Below are 17387 nucleotides of genomic sequence, written 5' to 3'. Positions count from 1 at the left end.
ACTACTCCCCTACATTCAACGTGGCCGGCAGCCCCTTGCCGTAAACATCGGGGTCGTACATCTCTTCTGCATGCACGGGCATGACGCTGAATTCGCCTTCCGCGATAGCCTGGGCCGTGTAGGAGAGAAAGTAGTTGCCCGCCGGCAGGTAATCCGCGTAGAAGCGGGCCGAGTCATGGCGCAGCTCTTTGTGATAGAAGCTCCAGAAATAGCGCCCGTAGTAGGACCAGTCTGAGAAGGTGTAGAACCAGGAGCCTTCCGCAGCTTTGAACTCGCCTTTATCCGCATCCACTTGCGATGCAGTGGCCAGGTCGGCGTTAACAGGCTCCAGACCTCCGGGAATCGGGTCATTCACCACTACAAAGTGACGGGCGGTGGGAAGGGAAACGAACAGGTCCACTTTCACCAGCTCACCCCGGCGGATCTGCATGGGGCTCTTCAGCAGCTCGAACTTGCCGTTGCGTTCAACGGAATATTCTCGGCGAATTTCGATGCCGGAATTGATGCGCGCGGCGTTGTCTTCCTTCAGGTCGTAAGCGATGCGGGCGGAGTAGTACAGCCTGCCTTCCCCTTCTTTTTCAATCGTGAGGGTGGCGGCTTTGCCCGGATCGGCGGCGGTCAGAGGACGACTGACGGTCGTCATCGGGTCCGACTTCTTATTGAAAGACGCTGATCCCAGATTCTTACCGTCAAAGCTGACGGAGATTTTCATGGCCGGGTCTTCCTTCTCATAAATCGACGCGTAATTGACCAGCGCGTTCAGACAGAACACGTTCTCCTGGGTGTTTTCCCAGTGATCTCTGGAGCCGCGGCTCTGAGTGATGCTTCTGACCAGCTTGAACGGAATGTCGCCGATGGTTGATCCCATACCCGCTTCCGTTTGCGCTCCCAGCAGGCTGCTCAGGACCGCGCAATTGGAGCGCAGCGGCGTCGCCAGAATATAGCTGTAGCTGTCGTCCCATGCCTCATTGAACTGGAACTTGCCGCCACTCTGGCTGGCGTGACTGAGAATATCGTCCATGGACTTGCTGATCACCGTTTGCGGAACATGCTCAGTGCGCACCGCCGCCTGGAGGAAGTGGGCTTTGCCGAACAGGTCCATTTCCGGTGTGTGACGCTCGTAGCGGCTGACGTCGCTCTGGTCGATTTTGCCGGCTTCCGCCAACGCCGCCAGGGCCACTGCCCGCACGGAAGAAGACATGCCTTTGCTGTAGAACGTGGGGAAACTGTCCTGACGCAGCAAGGTCAACAGATACTCATGCAGCCGTTGCTCCACGCCGGCGGGCGCCTCGTGACCGCTGGCGCGCATCCAGTTGAACGCCATGGCGGTGTAAGCGGACAAGTAAGGGCTGACGTAAGCATTGGAGGCGACCCAGTAAGCCATACCGCCATTCGGCGCCTGGAAGTTGGCGGCGGCGTTCATGGCGCTGTCGATATCTTTCTGTGCGTCCGGCCACTGCGTGTCCTCGGCCAGATACTCCTTCAGCTCCAGATAGGAGCGCGCCACGGCGGCTTTGGTCAGCCGCTGTTCCCAGCACATATAGGGGTAGTCTCTGATATAGGCGAATGCGCCATCGAGATTGCCGATGACGGAGGGCGACAGGACGGCGCCGATATAACCAACGTCTTCAAAAATACCTTCCGGAACCTGGACGTTTTCGCTGACGCTGGCCGCCGTGGTGGTTCCATAGGTGGCCGCCGTTTCCAGTGAGCGACGTTTGTTGACGATGGTCTTGTGCTCCAGCGCATCCGTATCCAGCTGATCACCGCCTTTGGCGATGAAAACCAGCTCGCCGCCGCCTTTGGTGTCGATGGGCAGCCAGATATTTTCCCGCTTGTACGGACCGATTTTCAGCTCGCGGGTGAACGCGTGTTCCGCGCCTTCCGCCAGAGGGCCTTTGACGCGCACATCCATTTTGATGGTGCGTTCTTTGTCGGTCCGGTTCATCACGTTGAAGCCCGCTTTGAAGCGGTCGCCCTCAATGACCTGATTAGGCATGACCGGTCGGATCTCCGTCGGACGATTCACTTTAAAGGTGACGTCGCCCAGTCCCATGCGATCCTCCTTGGTCACCGCAAAGGCGAAGATGCGCCAGCCAGTGAGGTTATCGGGCACTTTGAACTCGATTTCCGCTTCGCCGTTGTCATCAGGCTCAATGGCCGGATTCCAATAACTCACAAACTTGAATTCGTTACGCAGTTGCGCTGAAGCCGCGCCGCCGCCGCCCGGGTTGGCGCCTTTTTTCTCGAATTTCTGACGGCCCACCAGTCGGCTGATCAGGTTGTAGTTGTACACATCAGGCTGATCAAGGCGGTTAAACCCGGCATAGGGATCGTAATAGTTGTCGCCGCTGCGGTTGAGCGCCAGAACGGATTCGTCGATAACCGCCACCGCAATTTCGTAGCCCTCGGCGGGATCGGTTTTCTTGCGGTTGATGCGAATTTTCGCCTTCACCTGCTCACGAGGCTTATACACCTCTTTATCCGTGGCGACGCTGATATCCAGCTCTTTCAATGGGTCTACTACCTTGGCGGCGACGTAGCCCATGCGATAGCTGGGTTTGCCCAGATCCACATGGCCCGGCCCCAGTGGTTTCTCCACGCGTGGCGACACCACGACGACGGACAGATAAAATCCGGGCAGATAGTCCGCCTTCACTGGCACTTCGATGACTGGCGTGCTGGAGTCCAGGGTTTGCACCCAGCTATCGAGAATGCCGTAACGCTCTATTGATATGAGCGCTTGGGCGCCGGGGAAGGGGTTTTTGATCAGGTAACGGGCGGTATCGCCGATTTTGAATTTGGTCTGCTCGGGAACAATCTGCAGGGTGGCGTCATTGCTCTGATCCCACACCACGGAACCACTGCCGGTCACCCAGCCGTATAAGGTGGTGCTGTGATCCCGGTTCTCCGTGTCTTTGACGGTGGCGACGAACTGATAATACCCCAGCTTCTGCGGTTTGAATTCGCAGGTGGCGGCGGTTTTATCGCTCTTCAGCTCGCATTGGGTTTCTTCCACCCATTCCATGATGTTTTGCGTCAGATAGGCGTTGCCGGGGCCTTTCACCCGTGAAGCCTTGTACTCGCGATGGTTAATGGCGATGCGCACGGGCTCGCCGGCGATCGAAGCGCCGCTTTGGTCCACCACTAAGGTTTCCAGACGCGCAGGCTCGCCCTTTTTATACAACCACTGGGTATTGCGCAGGCCCACGTAGCGGGTTCTGCCTGCGTAATCCGCCGTCGTGGAGGAGGCCACGAACTTGCCGCGCTCATCCTTCACCGCCGCTTCCACCATCAGGCTGCCGTAGAAGACGCCGCTGTCCGGCAGGGTGAAGGCTTCCACATACTGACCGGCGTCATCCAGCTGACGACGAATATCCAGCAAGTTGCTTTCGCCGCCGGCGTTATTGTCGCCGCCAAATGTAAAGCCTTTGGCGACGGGATTGTTGGTGGAGAATTCTTTCGGCGTCAGTTTTGCGGTCAGACGCACTTCCGCTTCCGTATAGGGGCCGCCGGAGTGCAGTGTGGCCAATGACGTGACCTGCACCGAATCGTTGGCGCGGAACAGATTACCATTCAGTTCGGTCTTCACCTTGAAGGGCGAAGGCGTAAAGTCGCTGACCAACACAGTCACAGGCGTCCAGGACGTTTCCTGCACTTCACTGCCGGAAGGCGCGTTCAGGGTCAGCTGGAACTGGTGCCAGCCGACGGCGCCCTGTTCCGGCAAGGTGAACTCGCCGTCAAAGGCGCCAAACTTGTTCAGGCCGATGTTGTTGCGTTCGTAGACGACTTTGTTCTGAGGATCGAACACTTTCAGGGAGTAATTTGACTCGTAAGGCTCAACCCAGTGCTTGTTGCTTTGCTCGCGCACATAGATTTTGAACTGCACTTTGTCGCCCAGTTTGTAAACGCCCTGGGCCGTGGTTCCCCAAGCGTGAGCGTGGCCGCCTTTACGCTGCAGACTGGGATACAGATCCCGATCCCACACGGAAAAATTACTGTTCAGCGGCACAATGGCGATATCGCCGGCCTGCTCCACTTTGACAAAGAAGCCTTCCCGGTCCGCGCTTCTGCCGCCGTAGATGCTTTCCAGTTGCGGGTCAATCTGCTCCAGACCGGGCATTGACGCCATGCCGCTGGCGTCGGTTTTGGCGGTGATGTTCAGGTTGCGCAGTCCTGGCAGGTTTTCATATGAGCCGAACCACAAAGAGACGTTGGCGTCAACCACTGGCTCGCCGCTGCTGAACGAAGTCACCCAGGCCATAGAGTTGAAGTGGCCGAGTTTGAAGTGCACCTGATAAGGGGTGACTTCCGCAAAGATCTTGGGATCGTAGTACCAGTCTGGCGGCGTCGGGCTGGGAGTGAGCGAGCCGAACAACACGCCGCTGGCGTCGCCCAGAAGATCCCTGACGCCCATGGGAGTGGCGTAGGAAATGTCTTCCGCCGGGGCGACGGAAATCACTTTTCTCTGATTGCGTCCGGATTGGTTAGCGCCCAGGGAATTGTAAGCAATGTCGATTTTGTTAAGGTTGGTGACGTACAAAGGCACGTCGCTTTCCACGCCTTTTTCCAATACCGCCACGTCGTGGGCGACTTCCAGTCTGGGTTCCCGGTGACCGGTGAAGAAGTTGAAGCTGACTGTGTTTTTCAGCTTGCGTCCGAACTCGTCGGTCAGGTCGTTGATATCCAGATTGACAGCATACTTTTGATCCGCCTTGAGTAGTTCCGGCAACCAGACCTGATAAAAACGTCCGTTGCGATGGGGAGAGGTCAGGTGAGTCCAGTCCTGAGTATTTTCCCAAGGATCATAGTCCTTGCGTCCGCCGTTCAGAGGCGGCTCGAAAGTCACCTGATCCCGCACCATGGAATTCGTCACTGGAGATGTGAACAGCAGCGCCACTGAGCGCAGTGGGGCGCACTGGATAAACTCCTCATAGCCTTCTCGCATGGAGAGCAAGAGATCCAGTTCTATGTCCATTGCTTCGTTCGCGCCCTTGGGGGTGCAGCGAATGCCGACGAAACGGAAATCCGGATAGGTGTCGAACCGTTCCAGTATTCGGTTTTCCGCACCCGGCTCAGAACCTTCGCTGGAAACCAGGCCAGGCTTGATCTGCAAGGTGATGTTCTGATCCAGCGGCAATTCTTTTTTCGGTTCAATGACCCAGACGGAACGGGCTTCGTCGCCGTCTAACTGAGTGAGTTGGTCGTTGACCTTGGGCTGCTCTTCGTCGTTGGCGATCGCCATCCACCAGGGTTGTTGGCGGGGAAGGTTATCCGGATAGGCGATGACGTTAACGGGCGGCAGGCCGGTGTTTTCTGCGCTCATGGTCAGGGTCTTTTCCACGGACGACTTGGTGACCGGCTGGTTGAACGTGACCTGAATCATCGGTGCGCCCGGCGACAGCCAGTTGACGAACCGCTCGTAGGTGACTTTGGGGCGAGCGGTGGTGAAGCTGTGCTCCACAGGTTGTTTCAGCTGCGCGCCGGTAACGGTTTTGATGCCGGGGCGCATGGTGATTTCGTAGTAGGTCGCCTGCTGCATTTTGTCTTCATTACGCAGTTGGCAGGCCAGCGCGCTGGTATTGAGCCAACGCCATTCGCACTTGAGCGCGGGGGTGATGGTGACGGGAATATCTTTGCTGTCCCGCTCCATGCGGCCGATGGGAACCACTGGGCGGTCGAACTGAAACACCAGTTGCTGCGCGGCGGGCACATCCGCGCCGCTGGGCGTGATGCGCATGATGCGGAGTTCGCCGTCTTCGGGTTGGTTGGACGAGTCAAAAGCCAGCATCGCCGACAATTCTGCGTTGCGCTGGCGATAACGGCCAAGCAGGCAGGATTCGCCAGCGTCGCCATTCAAGTCGCAATCCCGGTTGCGGTTTCTTAGCCACTCCCTTTGTTCGGACTTCAGTTTGTCTTTGGCGCTCTGCTCCAGGCTTTTCATGACATTGCCGTACAGCTTGGCGAGCTTGGCGTCTTGAGCGGCCAGGGGCTCCGAGTCGCAGATAATATGTTCCACCTGCTGCGACGCCTTGGCGCAATCGAAGCTGGGTTGGCCGGCCCAGGACAGGCCGCTGCCGCTAATAGCGAGTAGAAATAGGAAACCGGATCTTGCGCTTGTCATGTCCTTGTAAAACCCCCGGAAGACGCGTGAGCGACAATGTTAGGTGTGCCGAGCCTCCCAGCCCTTCAGTCGTATTGAGGCGTAGACGATTTGAAAACGTACTACGGATGAAGCGCCGGAATATTAGCTGCAGGCGTTAAATGACCCTATGAACTATCAACCAGGCGGACAAACAGCTTCCTTCTATTTGTCTGCAACGACAGGTCCCGCCTATGTCAGGCCCTGTCTTCCGCAGCTAGCCGCCGCGCAGGCGCATCCCTGCGCCTGATTATTAACAGGCCAATATCATTGCCATGTTAATAATGAGTATAACCTGCATTTCAAAATGAAAGGGGGCGCATTATGGCAGAAAAATGGCGAATTATGGCGTGGAAATTTGTTGTTTTTTTGCTTCAAATCCAAATGCTTATCTCTACTCCTGCGCCTCTGGATCATACCAGCCGCAATGCTCGAAACCCGCGTCGCAGCAGGCTTCGCCGCAGGCCAGTATGCGCCCGTCCGCAAAATAGAAAATGCCGCTGTAGTCAAAGCTGAATGGCGTTGCGCTCCCATTGATGCTCAGGGTCCCCGTTACGGAACAACCGGAGATGGAGTATTCATCGTGAATCTGGCGGTGGCTGACGAATTCGCCAGTTTGCAGTATGTGGTTCAAATCCGTCTTATTTACAGGCTGACACCGGAATCCATTCAGGTCGGTGATTTCCGGCTGCAGGCGCAGGTGGGAGAAAACCAGACCACTGTCTGGATGGGGTATGCCCGGGTCGGCGACGCAGGCCGACAATCCGAGAGCCAAAGCCGTTAAGACGGGATACCGGCGCGGGGACATAACGTTTCTCCTAGAAATCCGCTGGGTAAACGAACAGACAGAGGTGAATGACATTCACCAGGAAGTGCAGTAACACCGACAGCCAGAAATTTTGAGTTTTGTAGTAAACCCAGGCGTAGCAATAACCCGCCAGGGTAATCAGCGCCATACGTAGCGCTGCGTCCGGGCCTGTATGGAAGTGGGCCAGCCCAAACAGCGTTCCCGCCACCCACACGCCCCAAAGTCCGACTTTGTTCAGATTGGGAAAGCAGGAGACAAAACTGCGTTGCACTAACAGTCTGAAAAAAGTCTCTTCGGCGATGCAGGTCACCAAAAGATTAAAGAATGCGAAGACCAGGATATAACTTCCGGTCTTGGGGTCCAGATCAACCCCCAGTAGTGCGCCGACCCCGAAAATAACTCCCAGTGAAGCGACCAGTAGAGGCCAATGGCGACGCAGGTCAGCGCCGGTTTGTCGTAATGTGGGGAGATAGGGAAGAAAAAGGGCGACTAATAGCAGTCCGGCCAGCGCTTTGTCCAGTTTGGCGCTCAGAGCGAACGGCAAAGTGGCGGCGCCGAGGTGAAGAGTGGGAATCACGGTCTGATGCGTGAATCCCGGCGCCAAGTGTAGCGCTAATGCGAGTGACAGCGCTGTCGTCGCCAGCCAAGCGAGGGCCTTCTTCCACCCGGACAGCTTCACCATGGCGAGCCCTGCAGCCCATAACGCCGCCAAGGGCAAAAGCGCAATCCAGGCGGCGAGATCGAAATAAAACGCAGCTCCCAGCGACGCGGACGCGGGAAGCGTCCAGGCGTAGGCGGGGATCTGTCTGGAGCGCGCCAGGATCAAAGCGATCAACGCCAGGGCGTAGAGGCTGAATACCCAGATGACTGCCGGCGTCAGGGTGAACGAAACCATGTCGGTGAATATCTCCATCATAAGGCGGGGCGCGAAAAATGGAGGTTAACGGTTGTCCGAGATTGATGCTATTTTTAATTCTGTAGGCAACTTAGATTCACCTTTCAATCGAGTAGTCCCCATGTCGCTACACGCCAGTTTGAACATCACTGATCAGTTGATGTCCCGTTACTCTCCGTTGAGCCAACTATCCAGGAAATACCTGAATCAAGTGATCAAACGCAGCAAGGTCATGACCTTTGGCGGTGGAGAAGTGGTCTTCGATAAGTCCGCCAAGCGCACCGACACCTATTACCTGCTCAAAGGCGCTTTGAAGATAAAGAAAAACATCCTTTCCTCCACAACCATCGACAGCACTGACCCGGATTGCCTGTTTCCTTTGAACGGAAAAATGCCCGAAGGCGTGACGGTGACCGCGCAAGAGCCGGGGCATATGCTGGCGGTGGACGGCGTCTTTTTAGACCGCGCTTTGGCATGGACGGAAGCGGAAGCGAAGCAGGATCAGGAAGACGAGGCGGCGAGAGAACAACTACAGGAAGAAGCGGAAGTTGTTGAAGAGATCAGCGGAGATTTTGACGAAGCCTACTTCGACTGGATGGCCAGCCTGCTGGAATTCCCTTTGTTCTTCAACCTGCCGCCCGCCAATGTGGAGAAAGTATTTGCCCGCTTTGAAAGGATAGAGGTCAAGAAAGGCCAGGTCATTATTGAGGAAGGGGATGAGGGCGATTATTTCTACCTGCTCATCGACGGCAGCGCGCGGGTGGTCATTGGCGGGGATGAAAGCAAGCCCATCCGCGTCAGTAAGGGCTCATATTTCGGGGAGGAAGCCCTGGTCTCCGATACAGTGCGCTCCGCCACGATTATCATGAGCGAGGACGGCGTATTGGCGCGCCTGGATAAGAAATCTTTTCAAAGCCTGCTGCATGACCCGCTGGTGAATTACGTGTCTCTGGCCGAGTTTCGCAAGCGGGCGGCGGAAGACTCCAAATCCACCCTGCTGGACATTCGCTCCACCGCGGAGTTTGAACACTCCCCTCTACCCAAGTGCCTGCATGTGCCCCTGGCGGATTTGCGCGACAAGATTTCCGGGCTGGATAAGTCCGCTATCTACTACCTGTCGCAGGAAGGCGGCCGTCGCAACGACGTCGCCGCGCATATTCTCTATCAAAACGGGATTCAGGCTTTCGTCATCAGGGACGAGTAACACAAACAAGCTGGTTTCCCTCACTGCGCTGGGGTAGATTGCCGGTTCCTTGAACCAACGCAGTCTATCCCATGAAAGTTGTTCTCTCCCTGCTGCTGGGCGTGTTCTTCTACGCCGGCTCCGCCTTTGGCGCGACTCCCGACTTTGCAGATTTTGAAAAGGAAGTAACGCGTCTTTATCAGAAAGAGGTGGCGTCTTTAACCAGTCTTGATACTTCTACGTTTAAGCGCGCAGAGGACTTGATTGCGCTTTGCCAGTTCATAGAAAACGCGACCTACCTTGAAGACCTCTACATTGAGCCCGCGGAGGAAGATTACTCCAAGTGCCTGGATGAACTATCGTCTCGATACTCTTCGGAGCCCGTCACTCAGTTGTATCTATTGGAAAGCGAGTATGGCGAATCTCTATTGGATAAGGCTGTGGAGCTAAACAGAATTGCGCTTGAAGATTGGGATGCTACGGATATCGCCAAGCTGTATGAGCAACTGGCGTACTCCCTTCGTTATGACAAGGAATATAAGGCTCAATCAGTTGTTTATGCTGTGTCCGCCTTTCAAAAAAAGCCCACTGTACGGCTGGCGGAGGTGATCGTTGATTATTATGCAAAGAACAATGAAGTAGAGCATGCAAAGCTTTTTGCGGAAAAAATCATACCGATGAGCTTTTCTGAAGAAGAAAGAACATTGGCGATTAAAATTTTCGTTAAAGCCGGCTTGCTCGAAGAAGCCGCGAAAATATTCTCTATTCTTGATGAAGAAAAGCGAGGAAATCTACACACCTTATCGCACGCCAGATTGTTGGCGCACCTCAAGGAAAGTGGCGCGTTACGTGAGTTGATGCAAGAGAAACTCGATAGCGCCTACCACAGTAAGAGTCCCGAACTTAGCGCTATTTGGCTCGATTATGAGCTTGAATCCGGCGATGAAGAGAATGCTGTCAAAGCCTATCGCGCCTTTGCGGTCGGCCATTACTCGAGAGACCCCTTTTTGCTGTATTGGTTCGACCTGGCGACAAAGTATCCTGGGGCGGCCGCACAACTATTCGTCGAAAATCCTCAAGTACTTTTATATAGCCTTTGTCGTTACATGGCTCTGGCTTTAGCGCCGTTGTGCATATTCTTACCAGTGCACTACATAGGGCTATGGCGGATGCGCAGGAACAAGTTCCTAAACTCACCGAATGAGCCAATATTTAGTGGGTGGGGCATGGGTCAGGCGTGGTTTTTACTGGGACTGGTATTAGTGGTTTCCAGCGTTTTATATGAGCACTTCTATCCCGGAGCGACCAGCCAAAAGAATGTGATGCAGGCGCCTAGCGGCAATGGCCCGAATTATATGGTGATCTTTGTTCTGGTTATGTTTGTCAGTGTCATTTGTGTGACGGGGAGAACTTTACGCAGAGGAATATTCCATAGTTATCGCCACGTTTTACTTGGAACTGTGACGCCCTTAGCGTTAGCGGTAGGGCTGTTGTTTATGACGCCGATACTGTGTCTTCCTGATCTGAAATTAATCGTGATCGCAGATGTCGACGACTATATCAAGTCCACTTATGAGGCCTATGGATTAGCCGTCAGCCTGCTGCTGTTCGGCGTCATGGTTCCAATATATGAAGAAATTCTTTGTCGGGGAGTGATCCTCAACGCTACCCAGCGTTATGTCGGCTTTTGGTTCGCCAACATAATCCAGGCCGCGATTTTTATGTCTATGCATAGTAACCAAAGCCTCTATCCGTATTACTTTGTTTTAGGGTTTATCGCTGCGATCTTGTATCGCTACATTGGAGGTCTCTATGCGCCAATTCTGATGCATATGGCTGTTAATTTTATTGCTGTGACAACATTGGTTGTCGGCGTAGTTGCTGATAACGGCGTCAAATCTCAGGCGCTGCTGGAATGTGAACAAGGCGTGCAGAATGCGCAGCATGAAAAGGCGTTTTTAAGCTGTTTACCTGCCGCGCTGCAAGGTGACGCCGAAGCGCAAGGCTACGTTGCGGACTTATATCTCACGGAAACATTTGTTGTTAGAAACGTTCAAGAGTCCTATTCGTGGTATGAACGCGCTCTGGAAGGAGGGGATGAGCGTATTCGAAATAATCTTGCGTGGCTGCTGGCGACGTCGAGTAATTCATCCATCCGCGATGGAAAGCGGGCGATCGCCATAGCGGAAGGTATTCCAAGTGAAATGCGAAATAGTTCGGTGCTTGATACGTTAGCCGCCGCCTATGCCAGTGATGGACGTTATGAATCGGCGGTATCTTTGCAGAAATCGGCTATAGAAAAGCTTAAGGAAGACAATTCCGATGCGAAAGATGTCCTCGAAAATATGGAAAAGCAGTTACAGCTTTATCGTGAAGGAAAACCAATCGTTCATGAGGTAACGCTCTAACCCCCACGCCGCTCCCGCCAGTCCCCCTTGTGCTTTAACAGGCAGTTTTTTAACTCTTGCGCGCCGGTGGTTTTCCAGCGGCCTTTGCGTTCGATGATGTAGTAGGAGATTTTGGGTAAGTCCTGGATGGTAATGGCGGTCAGGGCGGAGGGGATGTTGCAGCAGCCGTTGACGATGCTGACGCCCACGCCCAGCTTCACGAAATGCAGCATCAGTTCCCACCCGCGTGCTTCTACGGATGGCGTCCAGTTGACGCCGTTGCTCATCAGCGCCTGCTCCACCGCCATGCGTTGCGGCATGCCCGGCGGCGGCAGAATCAGTTTCTCGCCATTCAGGTCCTTGAGGCTGAGATGGCGTCGTTTCGCCAGTCGGTGCGAGGTGGGCACCGCCAGCGATTGTTCCACCTCTGTCAACAAGGTCAGCTCCAATCCTTCAGGAATGGCGCTCAACGCTGCTACGCCAAGATGCGCCGAGCCGTCCTCTACAGCGCTGATGGTGGCCGCTTTGTCCGCAGTAATCAGGCGTAGTGGGTGTTCACTTTCATTTTTGAAGCCCTGAATAGCCATACCCAGCAGATACAGAAACGCGCCTTCCCCGGCGGCGAGCACAACGGGCTGCGCAGAGCCGCCATGGCGTAACTCTTCGAAGAAAGTGCTGGAGCGGTCGCGCATTTCTCTGGCGAAGGTCTGTACTTTTTTGCCTTCCTCCGTCAGCACCAGCTCCTTGCCGGACTTGCGATAGAGCGGCGTCTGCAATTGCTCGGACAACTTCTTTATTTTCACATGCAGCGCAGGCTGGGAGATATGCAGACGTTCGGCGGCGTGAGTGAAGTTCATGCACTCACTAAACACTAAAAAAGACTCAATCCAGTCGCTTTTCATAGTTCCATTTTATGCAGGGCGCCGCTCATTGATGTGGCTGGCGTTAGGGTTTGGAGTAAATGGCTAACTATAACTTATTTTTATAGTCGCTATATAAACAATAGTTCTTGTCTAGAGCCTGCGCCGATATGATTTCCACATGAATACGAGAATAGAACATATACACAAATTAGGGGTCGATATCGGCCGAGTAATTATCTCTCCAGTGAAAGATGGGAAGTCCGACACGGCGTTTCTATCGGGAGGCATTGAGCAAGCGTTGCGGACGCCGCCGGCGGAAGGGGCGATTGAAAACCTGGCCCGTTTGGTCGACCTGTTTGAGGGGCGGGTCTGGCTGGTGTCCAAAGCGGGTAAGAACACACAACACAAAACCCGCTTGTGGTTGGCGCATCACCAGTTTTTTGAACGAACCGGCATACCTGGCCACCACTTGCGGTTTTGCTTTAAACGGCATGAAAAAGCAGGGCATTGCGCGGATCTGGGACTGACCCATTTTGTGGATGACCGACTGGATGTCCTGCGACATCTGCATGGGCTGGCGCCGCATCTGTACCTGTTCGGCGAGCAGCTTAAATCACAGCCTGCGCCTGATTGGGTTGAATCTACGTTGAATTGGCGAGAAGCGCTTTCTGCGATTTCTAAGTCACTGGATTAACTGGTTTAAAAGAACAAGAGGAGACATCAAATGTTTGCGGCGTTGAATACCCACGCGTTCCAGCGAGACTACGCACAACTGGCCAATGTGACGCTTAATCCTGAAAGGCATACGGCGGATAACGCATTGGTCCACTGTGAAATGGTGGCGTCCCGGGCCTTGCAGCTGGCGGATCTGAATGGCTGCACGGAGACGGAGAAACATATCCTGGAGGCCCTGGCCAGAGTGCACGATATTGGCAAGATCAACGGCTCCGCCAATCCGGAGGAGTCGCTGAAAAACCTGGCCTTTTACGGTGAGTTTGAAGACAGCTTCGTGAATCTGGTGAAGTACCATGACATTAATTTGCCCTGGTATATTTCCAAAACCAAAGGACAGCCGCCCAGCGACAAAGCCTGGCGGAAGATGGCGTCGAAGGTGAACATGCAATTGCTGTGTCTGTTCATGATCGCCGATCGTGTGGATTGTCCCGGCGGCTGGACCGCCAATAAAGCGCTGACGTGGTTTCTGCAGGAAGCGGCGGAGCGAGGGTATTACTCGCCGGCTCTGATGCATGATTAACATGGCAATGATATTGGCATGTTAATCATCAGGCGCATGGATGCGCCTGCGCGGCGTTAAGCCGCGGGAGACAGGGCCTGACATGTGCAGGCCCTGTCGTTGCAGACAAATAGAAGGAAGCTATTTGTCTGCCTGATTAATAGTAGGAGGGGAAGTCAGCTTACCGGTAATTCTCGCCCTGTTTCCTGCGTCTCGCGCCAGTCACAATAGTCGGCGCACACATATCTAAACCAAACGCGCCAGGGAGCCAGGTCCGTTATGAAAAACGCTCGCATCATCGTCATGGCGGAGCTGGCGTACGCCTCCGTTTGCTATCTTGCCGCCGTGGGGGCGATGCTCTATTTCATCGGCTTCGTCAATGGGCTGCCGGTTCCGAAAGCGATCAATGACGGTCCCTTGCTGGATACCCCGACTGCGCTGTTTATTGATATAGGTCTGATGGCGCTGTTTGGAGTTCAACACAGTCTGATGGCGCGGCGGTCATTCAAAAGCTGGCTGACGCGTCGTATTTCTCCCGCCATTGAGCGCGCGACTTATTGTTTGGCCACCACGCTGGTTTTTGCGGCGGTTTTCTATTTCTGGGCGCCATTGCCCACTGTCGTGTGGTCGATAGACGGGGAGCCGGCCAACGTATTTTTCCTGACTCTGGCCTTCGCCGGTTGGGGCGTGATGTTTCTCGCCACCTTTATGCTCGACCATTTTGAATTGTTTGGACTGCGCCAGCCCTGGCGCAAATTTCGCGGACAATCGACGCCGCCCACTGAATTTCGCGTCAGCCAGTTTTATCGCGTGGTGCGCCACCCTATTCAAAGCGGCATCCTGGTGGGCATGTGGTCCACCTCGGTCGCTACGCTGGGGCACTGTGTTTTCGCCGGCGGCATGACGCTCTATATCTTGATTGGACTGTACTTTGAAGAGCGGGATCTGGTTCGCGAATTCGGGCGGACCTATCTGGATTACAGGCGGCGCGTCGGTATGTTATTCCCCTTGCCGAAGCGGGAGAAAACCGACGCGCGTTGAGCGCTGACGAATGCGTCAGCGGATGGGGCGTTAAGCCAGAAGTGCGGAGAACGCCTCGCGAGTCAGGTTGCGGCTGCGTCCCTCCTGCACCACCACATTGTCTTCGATGCGAATGCCGCCATAGGGCTTCAGTGTCTCTATCAGATCTAGGTCGCAGCCGTGGCCGGCGATATTTTTCACCATGTTGTCGAGCAGCATGGGAATGAAATACAGGCCCGGCTCGATGGTGATCACCATGTCTTTTTCCAATGTGCGGGTCAGACGCAGGAAAGGCGCGGACTCGTCCGGCTTGCGCAGAGTCCCTGTTTTATCCTGCTGATGGCCGCCCACGTCATGCACCTGCAATCCCAGCAGATGTCCCAGACCATGAGGGAAAAACACCTGTGGGATGCGCTTGTCCAACTGCGCTTCAACGCTTAAAGAACAAATGCGAGTCTCATGCAGGATATTGGCGACGCCCGCCAGCGTGGCCTGATGCAATTCGCTGAAGGCTTTGCCATGCACGGCCTGAGCGGCGATGGACAGTTGCAGCGTGTTGACGCGCTCGATCAGCTCGGCGAACAAGCCGCTACCCGCCGTGTAAGTGCGGGTGATGTCGCTGGCGTAGCCGCCATATGCGGCGCCGGCGTCGATCAATAGCGTGCGCATGGCGTCAGGTTTTAGAGGGTTTTTCTTCTCGTAATGCAGCACTGCCGCGTTTTCATTCAGCGCCACGATGCCGGGATAGGGCTCCTGGTTGGACAACTGGCCGCTGGCGGCGAGAAAGTCGCGATAGACGTCGCACTCGCTTTTCCCCGTCAGGAACGCGGCCTGCGCCGCTTTGTGTCCCGCTGCGCCGGCCTGGTTGGCGCGCCACAAACAGTCTATTTCAAACTCGGTTTTATAGGCGCGCTGATAATTCAGTCTGTGCAGCAGCGCTTCCGGGTTGACGCTCAGATTCGGATTGAGCCCTGGCGCTTCGTTATATTCCGGGCCGATCCAGGCGGTTTTGCCGCTGATCTGCGGCAGCCATTCCTGTAAGGAGCTTACCGGCTCTACGCGCCACTGATCGCACCAGCCACCCTCTGGAATGGGGTAGACCACATGCCAGAAGTCCTGCTTCGCCGGCCACAATAACCGCGGCGTTTCGCCACGCTGAATATGGATAAACACATCCGGCATCAAGTCGAACGGGGCCCACTGCTGCGCCATGGCGTAGGGATGAAAAGGGTGGGAGTGGTCGTCGCCGAAATAATAGGTCAATCGGCCTGACGCCAGGATGACGCCGTCGAAGTCCGTCTCAAGCAGAGCCTGATCAAAGCGTTTACGCAGGATGGATAAATGGTTTTGATATGCCGAATCACTCATTGAAAAAGCCTCTGCCTGATCCCCAAAAGGAACAAGTCTACTCCTGTTGGCGGCGTGCATGAAAGTGGGGCGTCCGACTTGCCCAGGTTGTATTTTCCTGTCGGAATCGAACAGCCTGTCACAGTATTAGTTAGAAGATTTCTGGCGTAACGCATACAATGCTGAGCGCAATTACACATTGCGCTGCAAAAGCACACCCCCTTTTCGATTTTTAGTATCCCGCCGTTTGTGCTGTTCGCCGGGAATGAAGCAGGCACGCTTATTTTTTATGTCTAAATTTTCTGTACCTATAAAACGTATACGTCAAATTGAGCCGCATCCGAATGCAGACGCGATTGAGTTCGCCGTGATTGACGGCTATCGCTCTATCGTCAAAAAAGGCGAGTTCCAATCCGGGGACTTGATCGCTTACATCCCAGAGGCCTCGCTGCTGCCTCAGTGGCTATTGAAAAAACTGAATTTCTGGAACGCCGAGAAAGGCGTTGGACGCCTGAACGGCAAAGACGGCAATCGCATTACCGCCATCAAACTGCGCGGTGAACTGAGCCAGGGCGTCTGCTATCCCGTGCGTATGGACGGCGACACCGCCGTGATTGAACACAGCGACGGGGATTCCGAACTGATGCGCTCAAGCCCGGTGGAAGAAGGGCAATGTGTCGCTGAACTGTTGGGTGTAGAAAAATATGAGCCGCCCATTCCGACTTCCATGGCGGGCGACATTTTTAACGCCGGACAGCGCTTGACGGTCCATTTTGATGTGGAAAACTGGAAGTCCTATCCGGATATTCTGCAGGACGGCGAAGAAGTCGTGTTCACCGAAAAGCTGCACGGCACATTTACCGGCGTCGCTATCTTGCCAGAAAAAGACGCTCACCAAGAGGCGTTCGGCGTTAAACGCAATGTGTTGATCTTTTCCAAAGGTCTCGGCGCCAAAGGCCTGGTGCTTGCGAATACCGACGGCAACAGCGCGAATGTCTACGTACGCGCCACCACCGGCATGGTGGCGGTGATCGACGCTTTGTTGGCGAGCGGGGAATTGCGAGTGGAGGATGAGCCCTTGTTCATTCTGGGCGAGACATTCGGCCCTGGCGTTCAGGATCTGGCGTATGGCAAAGATCTAGGCTTCCGCCTGTTCGCCCTCGCCAGCGGCTACCGCGGCGCCCAACGCTACCACGACTTCGACGCGCTGCAGGCGATGGCGGAACAACTCGGCGTCCAAACCGTCCCCATTCTCTACCGCGGCCCCTTCTCACAGGAAGTCATGAGAGAACATACCGACGGCGCCACCAAACTCGACGCCGACCACATCCGCGAAGGCATCGTCATCACCCCGACCAAAGAAAGACGCGACCCGGAACTCGGCCGCGTGTGTTTGAAGTCCGTGAGCGCAGCGTACCTGTGCCGGAAGGGTGGGACGGAGTTTAGTTGATTTTTTTGAGACGGTGCGAATTGAGCCCTGTAAAGGCGATGAGGCGGATCGGGAGACT

The 17387-nt window shown here is 55.0% G+C and carries 11 protein-coding genes; 6 read left to right on the top strand and 5 right to left on the bottom strand.

The window, feature by feature from the left end:
* Position 1: 1 nt before the first annotated feature.
* The 3 genes from HCH_RS31705 to HCH_RS31695 form a co-directional block, all read right to left on the bottom strand.
* Positions 2-6124 (bottom strand): alpha-2-macroglobulin family protein, encoded by a 6123-nt coding sequence (locus HCH_RS31705; protein WP_011400693.1) that lies wholly within the window; start codon positions 6122-6124, stop codon positions 2-4.
* A gap of 412 nt (positions 6125-6536) precedes the next feature.
* On the bottom strand, positions 6537-6950 hold the full coding sequence (locus HCH_RS31700; RefSeq protein ID WP_011400691.1) for a hypothetical protein: 414 nt from the start codon (positions 6948-6950) through the stop codon (positions 6537-6539).
* A 10-nt stretch (positions 6951-6960) separates the two neighbouring features.
* On the bottom strand, positions 6961-7866 hold the full coding sequence (locus tag HCH_RS31695) for a CPBP family intramembrane glutamic endopeptidase (RefSeq protein ID WP_083769854.1): 906 nt from the start codon (positions 7864-7866) through the stop codon (positions 6961-6963).
* A 100-nt stretch (positions 7867-7966) separates the two neighbouring features.
* On the opposite strand from HCH_RS31695, the gene HCH_RS31690 reads away from it, so the two are divergent.
* Both HCH_RS31690 and HCH_RS32895 read left to right on the top strand, forming a co-directional pair.
* The gene (locus tag HCH_RS31690; RefSeq protein ID WP_011400689.1) at positions 7967-9049 is read left to right on the top strand and encodes a cyclic nucleotide-binding domain-containing protein; all 1083 of its coding nucleotides are present in this window, start codon (positions 7967-7969) and stop codon (positions 9047-9049) included.
* Positions 9050-9120: 71 nt separating this feature from the next.
* Positions 9121-11436, top strand: a complete 2316-nt coding sequence (locus tag HCH_RS32895) for a type II CAAX endopeptidase family protein (protein WP_011400688.1) — start codon at positions 9121-9123, stop codon at positions 11434-11436.
* Here the strand turns inward: HCH_RS32895 and HCH_RS31675 are convergent.
* A complete protein-coding gene (locus HCH_RS31675; RefSeq protein WP_011400687.1) occupies positions 11433-12317 on the bottom strand; it encodes a LysR family transcriptional regulator in 885 nt (294 codons plus the stop codon). The two genes, HCH_RS32895 and HCH_RS31675, sit on opposite strands and share 4 nt — an antisense overlap.
* A 139-nt stretch (positions 12318-12456) precedes the next feature.
* On the opposite strand from HCH_RS31675, the gene HCH_RS31670 reads away from it, so the two are divergent.
* The 3 genes from HCH_RS31670 to mddA all read left to right on the top strand — a co-directional run bounded on the left by HCH_RS31670 (position 12457) and on the right by mddA (position 14553).
* Positions 12457-12972: a hypothetical protein gene (locus HCH_RS31670; protein WP_011400685.1), complete on the top strand. Its 516-nt coding sequence runs from the start codon at positions 12457-12459 to the stop codon at positions 12970-12972.
* 30 nt (positions 12973-13002) lie between these two features.
* The gene (locus HCH_RS31665; protein WP_011400684.1) at positions 13003-13533 is read left to right on the top strand and encodes an HD domain-containing protein; all 531 of its coding nucleotides are present in this window, start codon (positions 13003-13005) and stop codon (positions 13531-13533) included.
* 258 nt (positions 13534-13791) lie between these two features.
* Entirely contained in the window at positions 13792-14553 is a 762-nt protein-coding gene (gene mddA, locus HCH_RS31660) for a methanethiol S-methyltransferase (protein WP_011400683.1), read from the top strand.
* 30 nt (positions 14554-14583) lie between these two features.
* Here mddA and pepQ read toward each other — a convergent pair whose 3' ends face one another.
* Positions 14584-15900: a Xaa-Pro dipeptidase gene (pepQ, locus tag HCH_RS31655; RefSeq protein ID WP_011400682.1), complete on the bottom strand. Its 1317-nt coding sequence runs from the start codon at positions 15898-15900 to the stop codon at positions 14584-14586.
* 268 nt (positions 15901-16168) lie between these two features.
* On the opposite strand from pepQ, the gene HCH_RS31650 reads away from it, so the two are divergent.
* Positions 16169-17329: an RNA ligase (ATP) gene (locus HCH_RS31650; protein WP_041599062.1), complete on the top strand. Its 1161-nt coding sequence runs from the start codon at positions 16169-16171 to the stop codon at positions 17327-17329.
* The last annotated feature ends 58 nt before the right edge of the window (positions 17330-17387 follow it).

This window comes from Hahella chejuensis KCTC 2396 (genome assembly GCF_000012985.1).
In the GTDB taxonomy this organism is placed as follows: Bacteria; Pseudomonadota; Gammaproteobacteria; order Pseudomonadales; family Oleiphilaceae; genus Hahella; species Hahella chejuensis.
The sequence above is the reverse complement of the archived record's forward strand: the minus strand, read 5'-3'. Positions and strand labels throughout refer to the sequence as shown.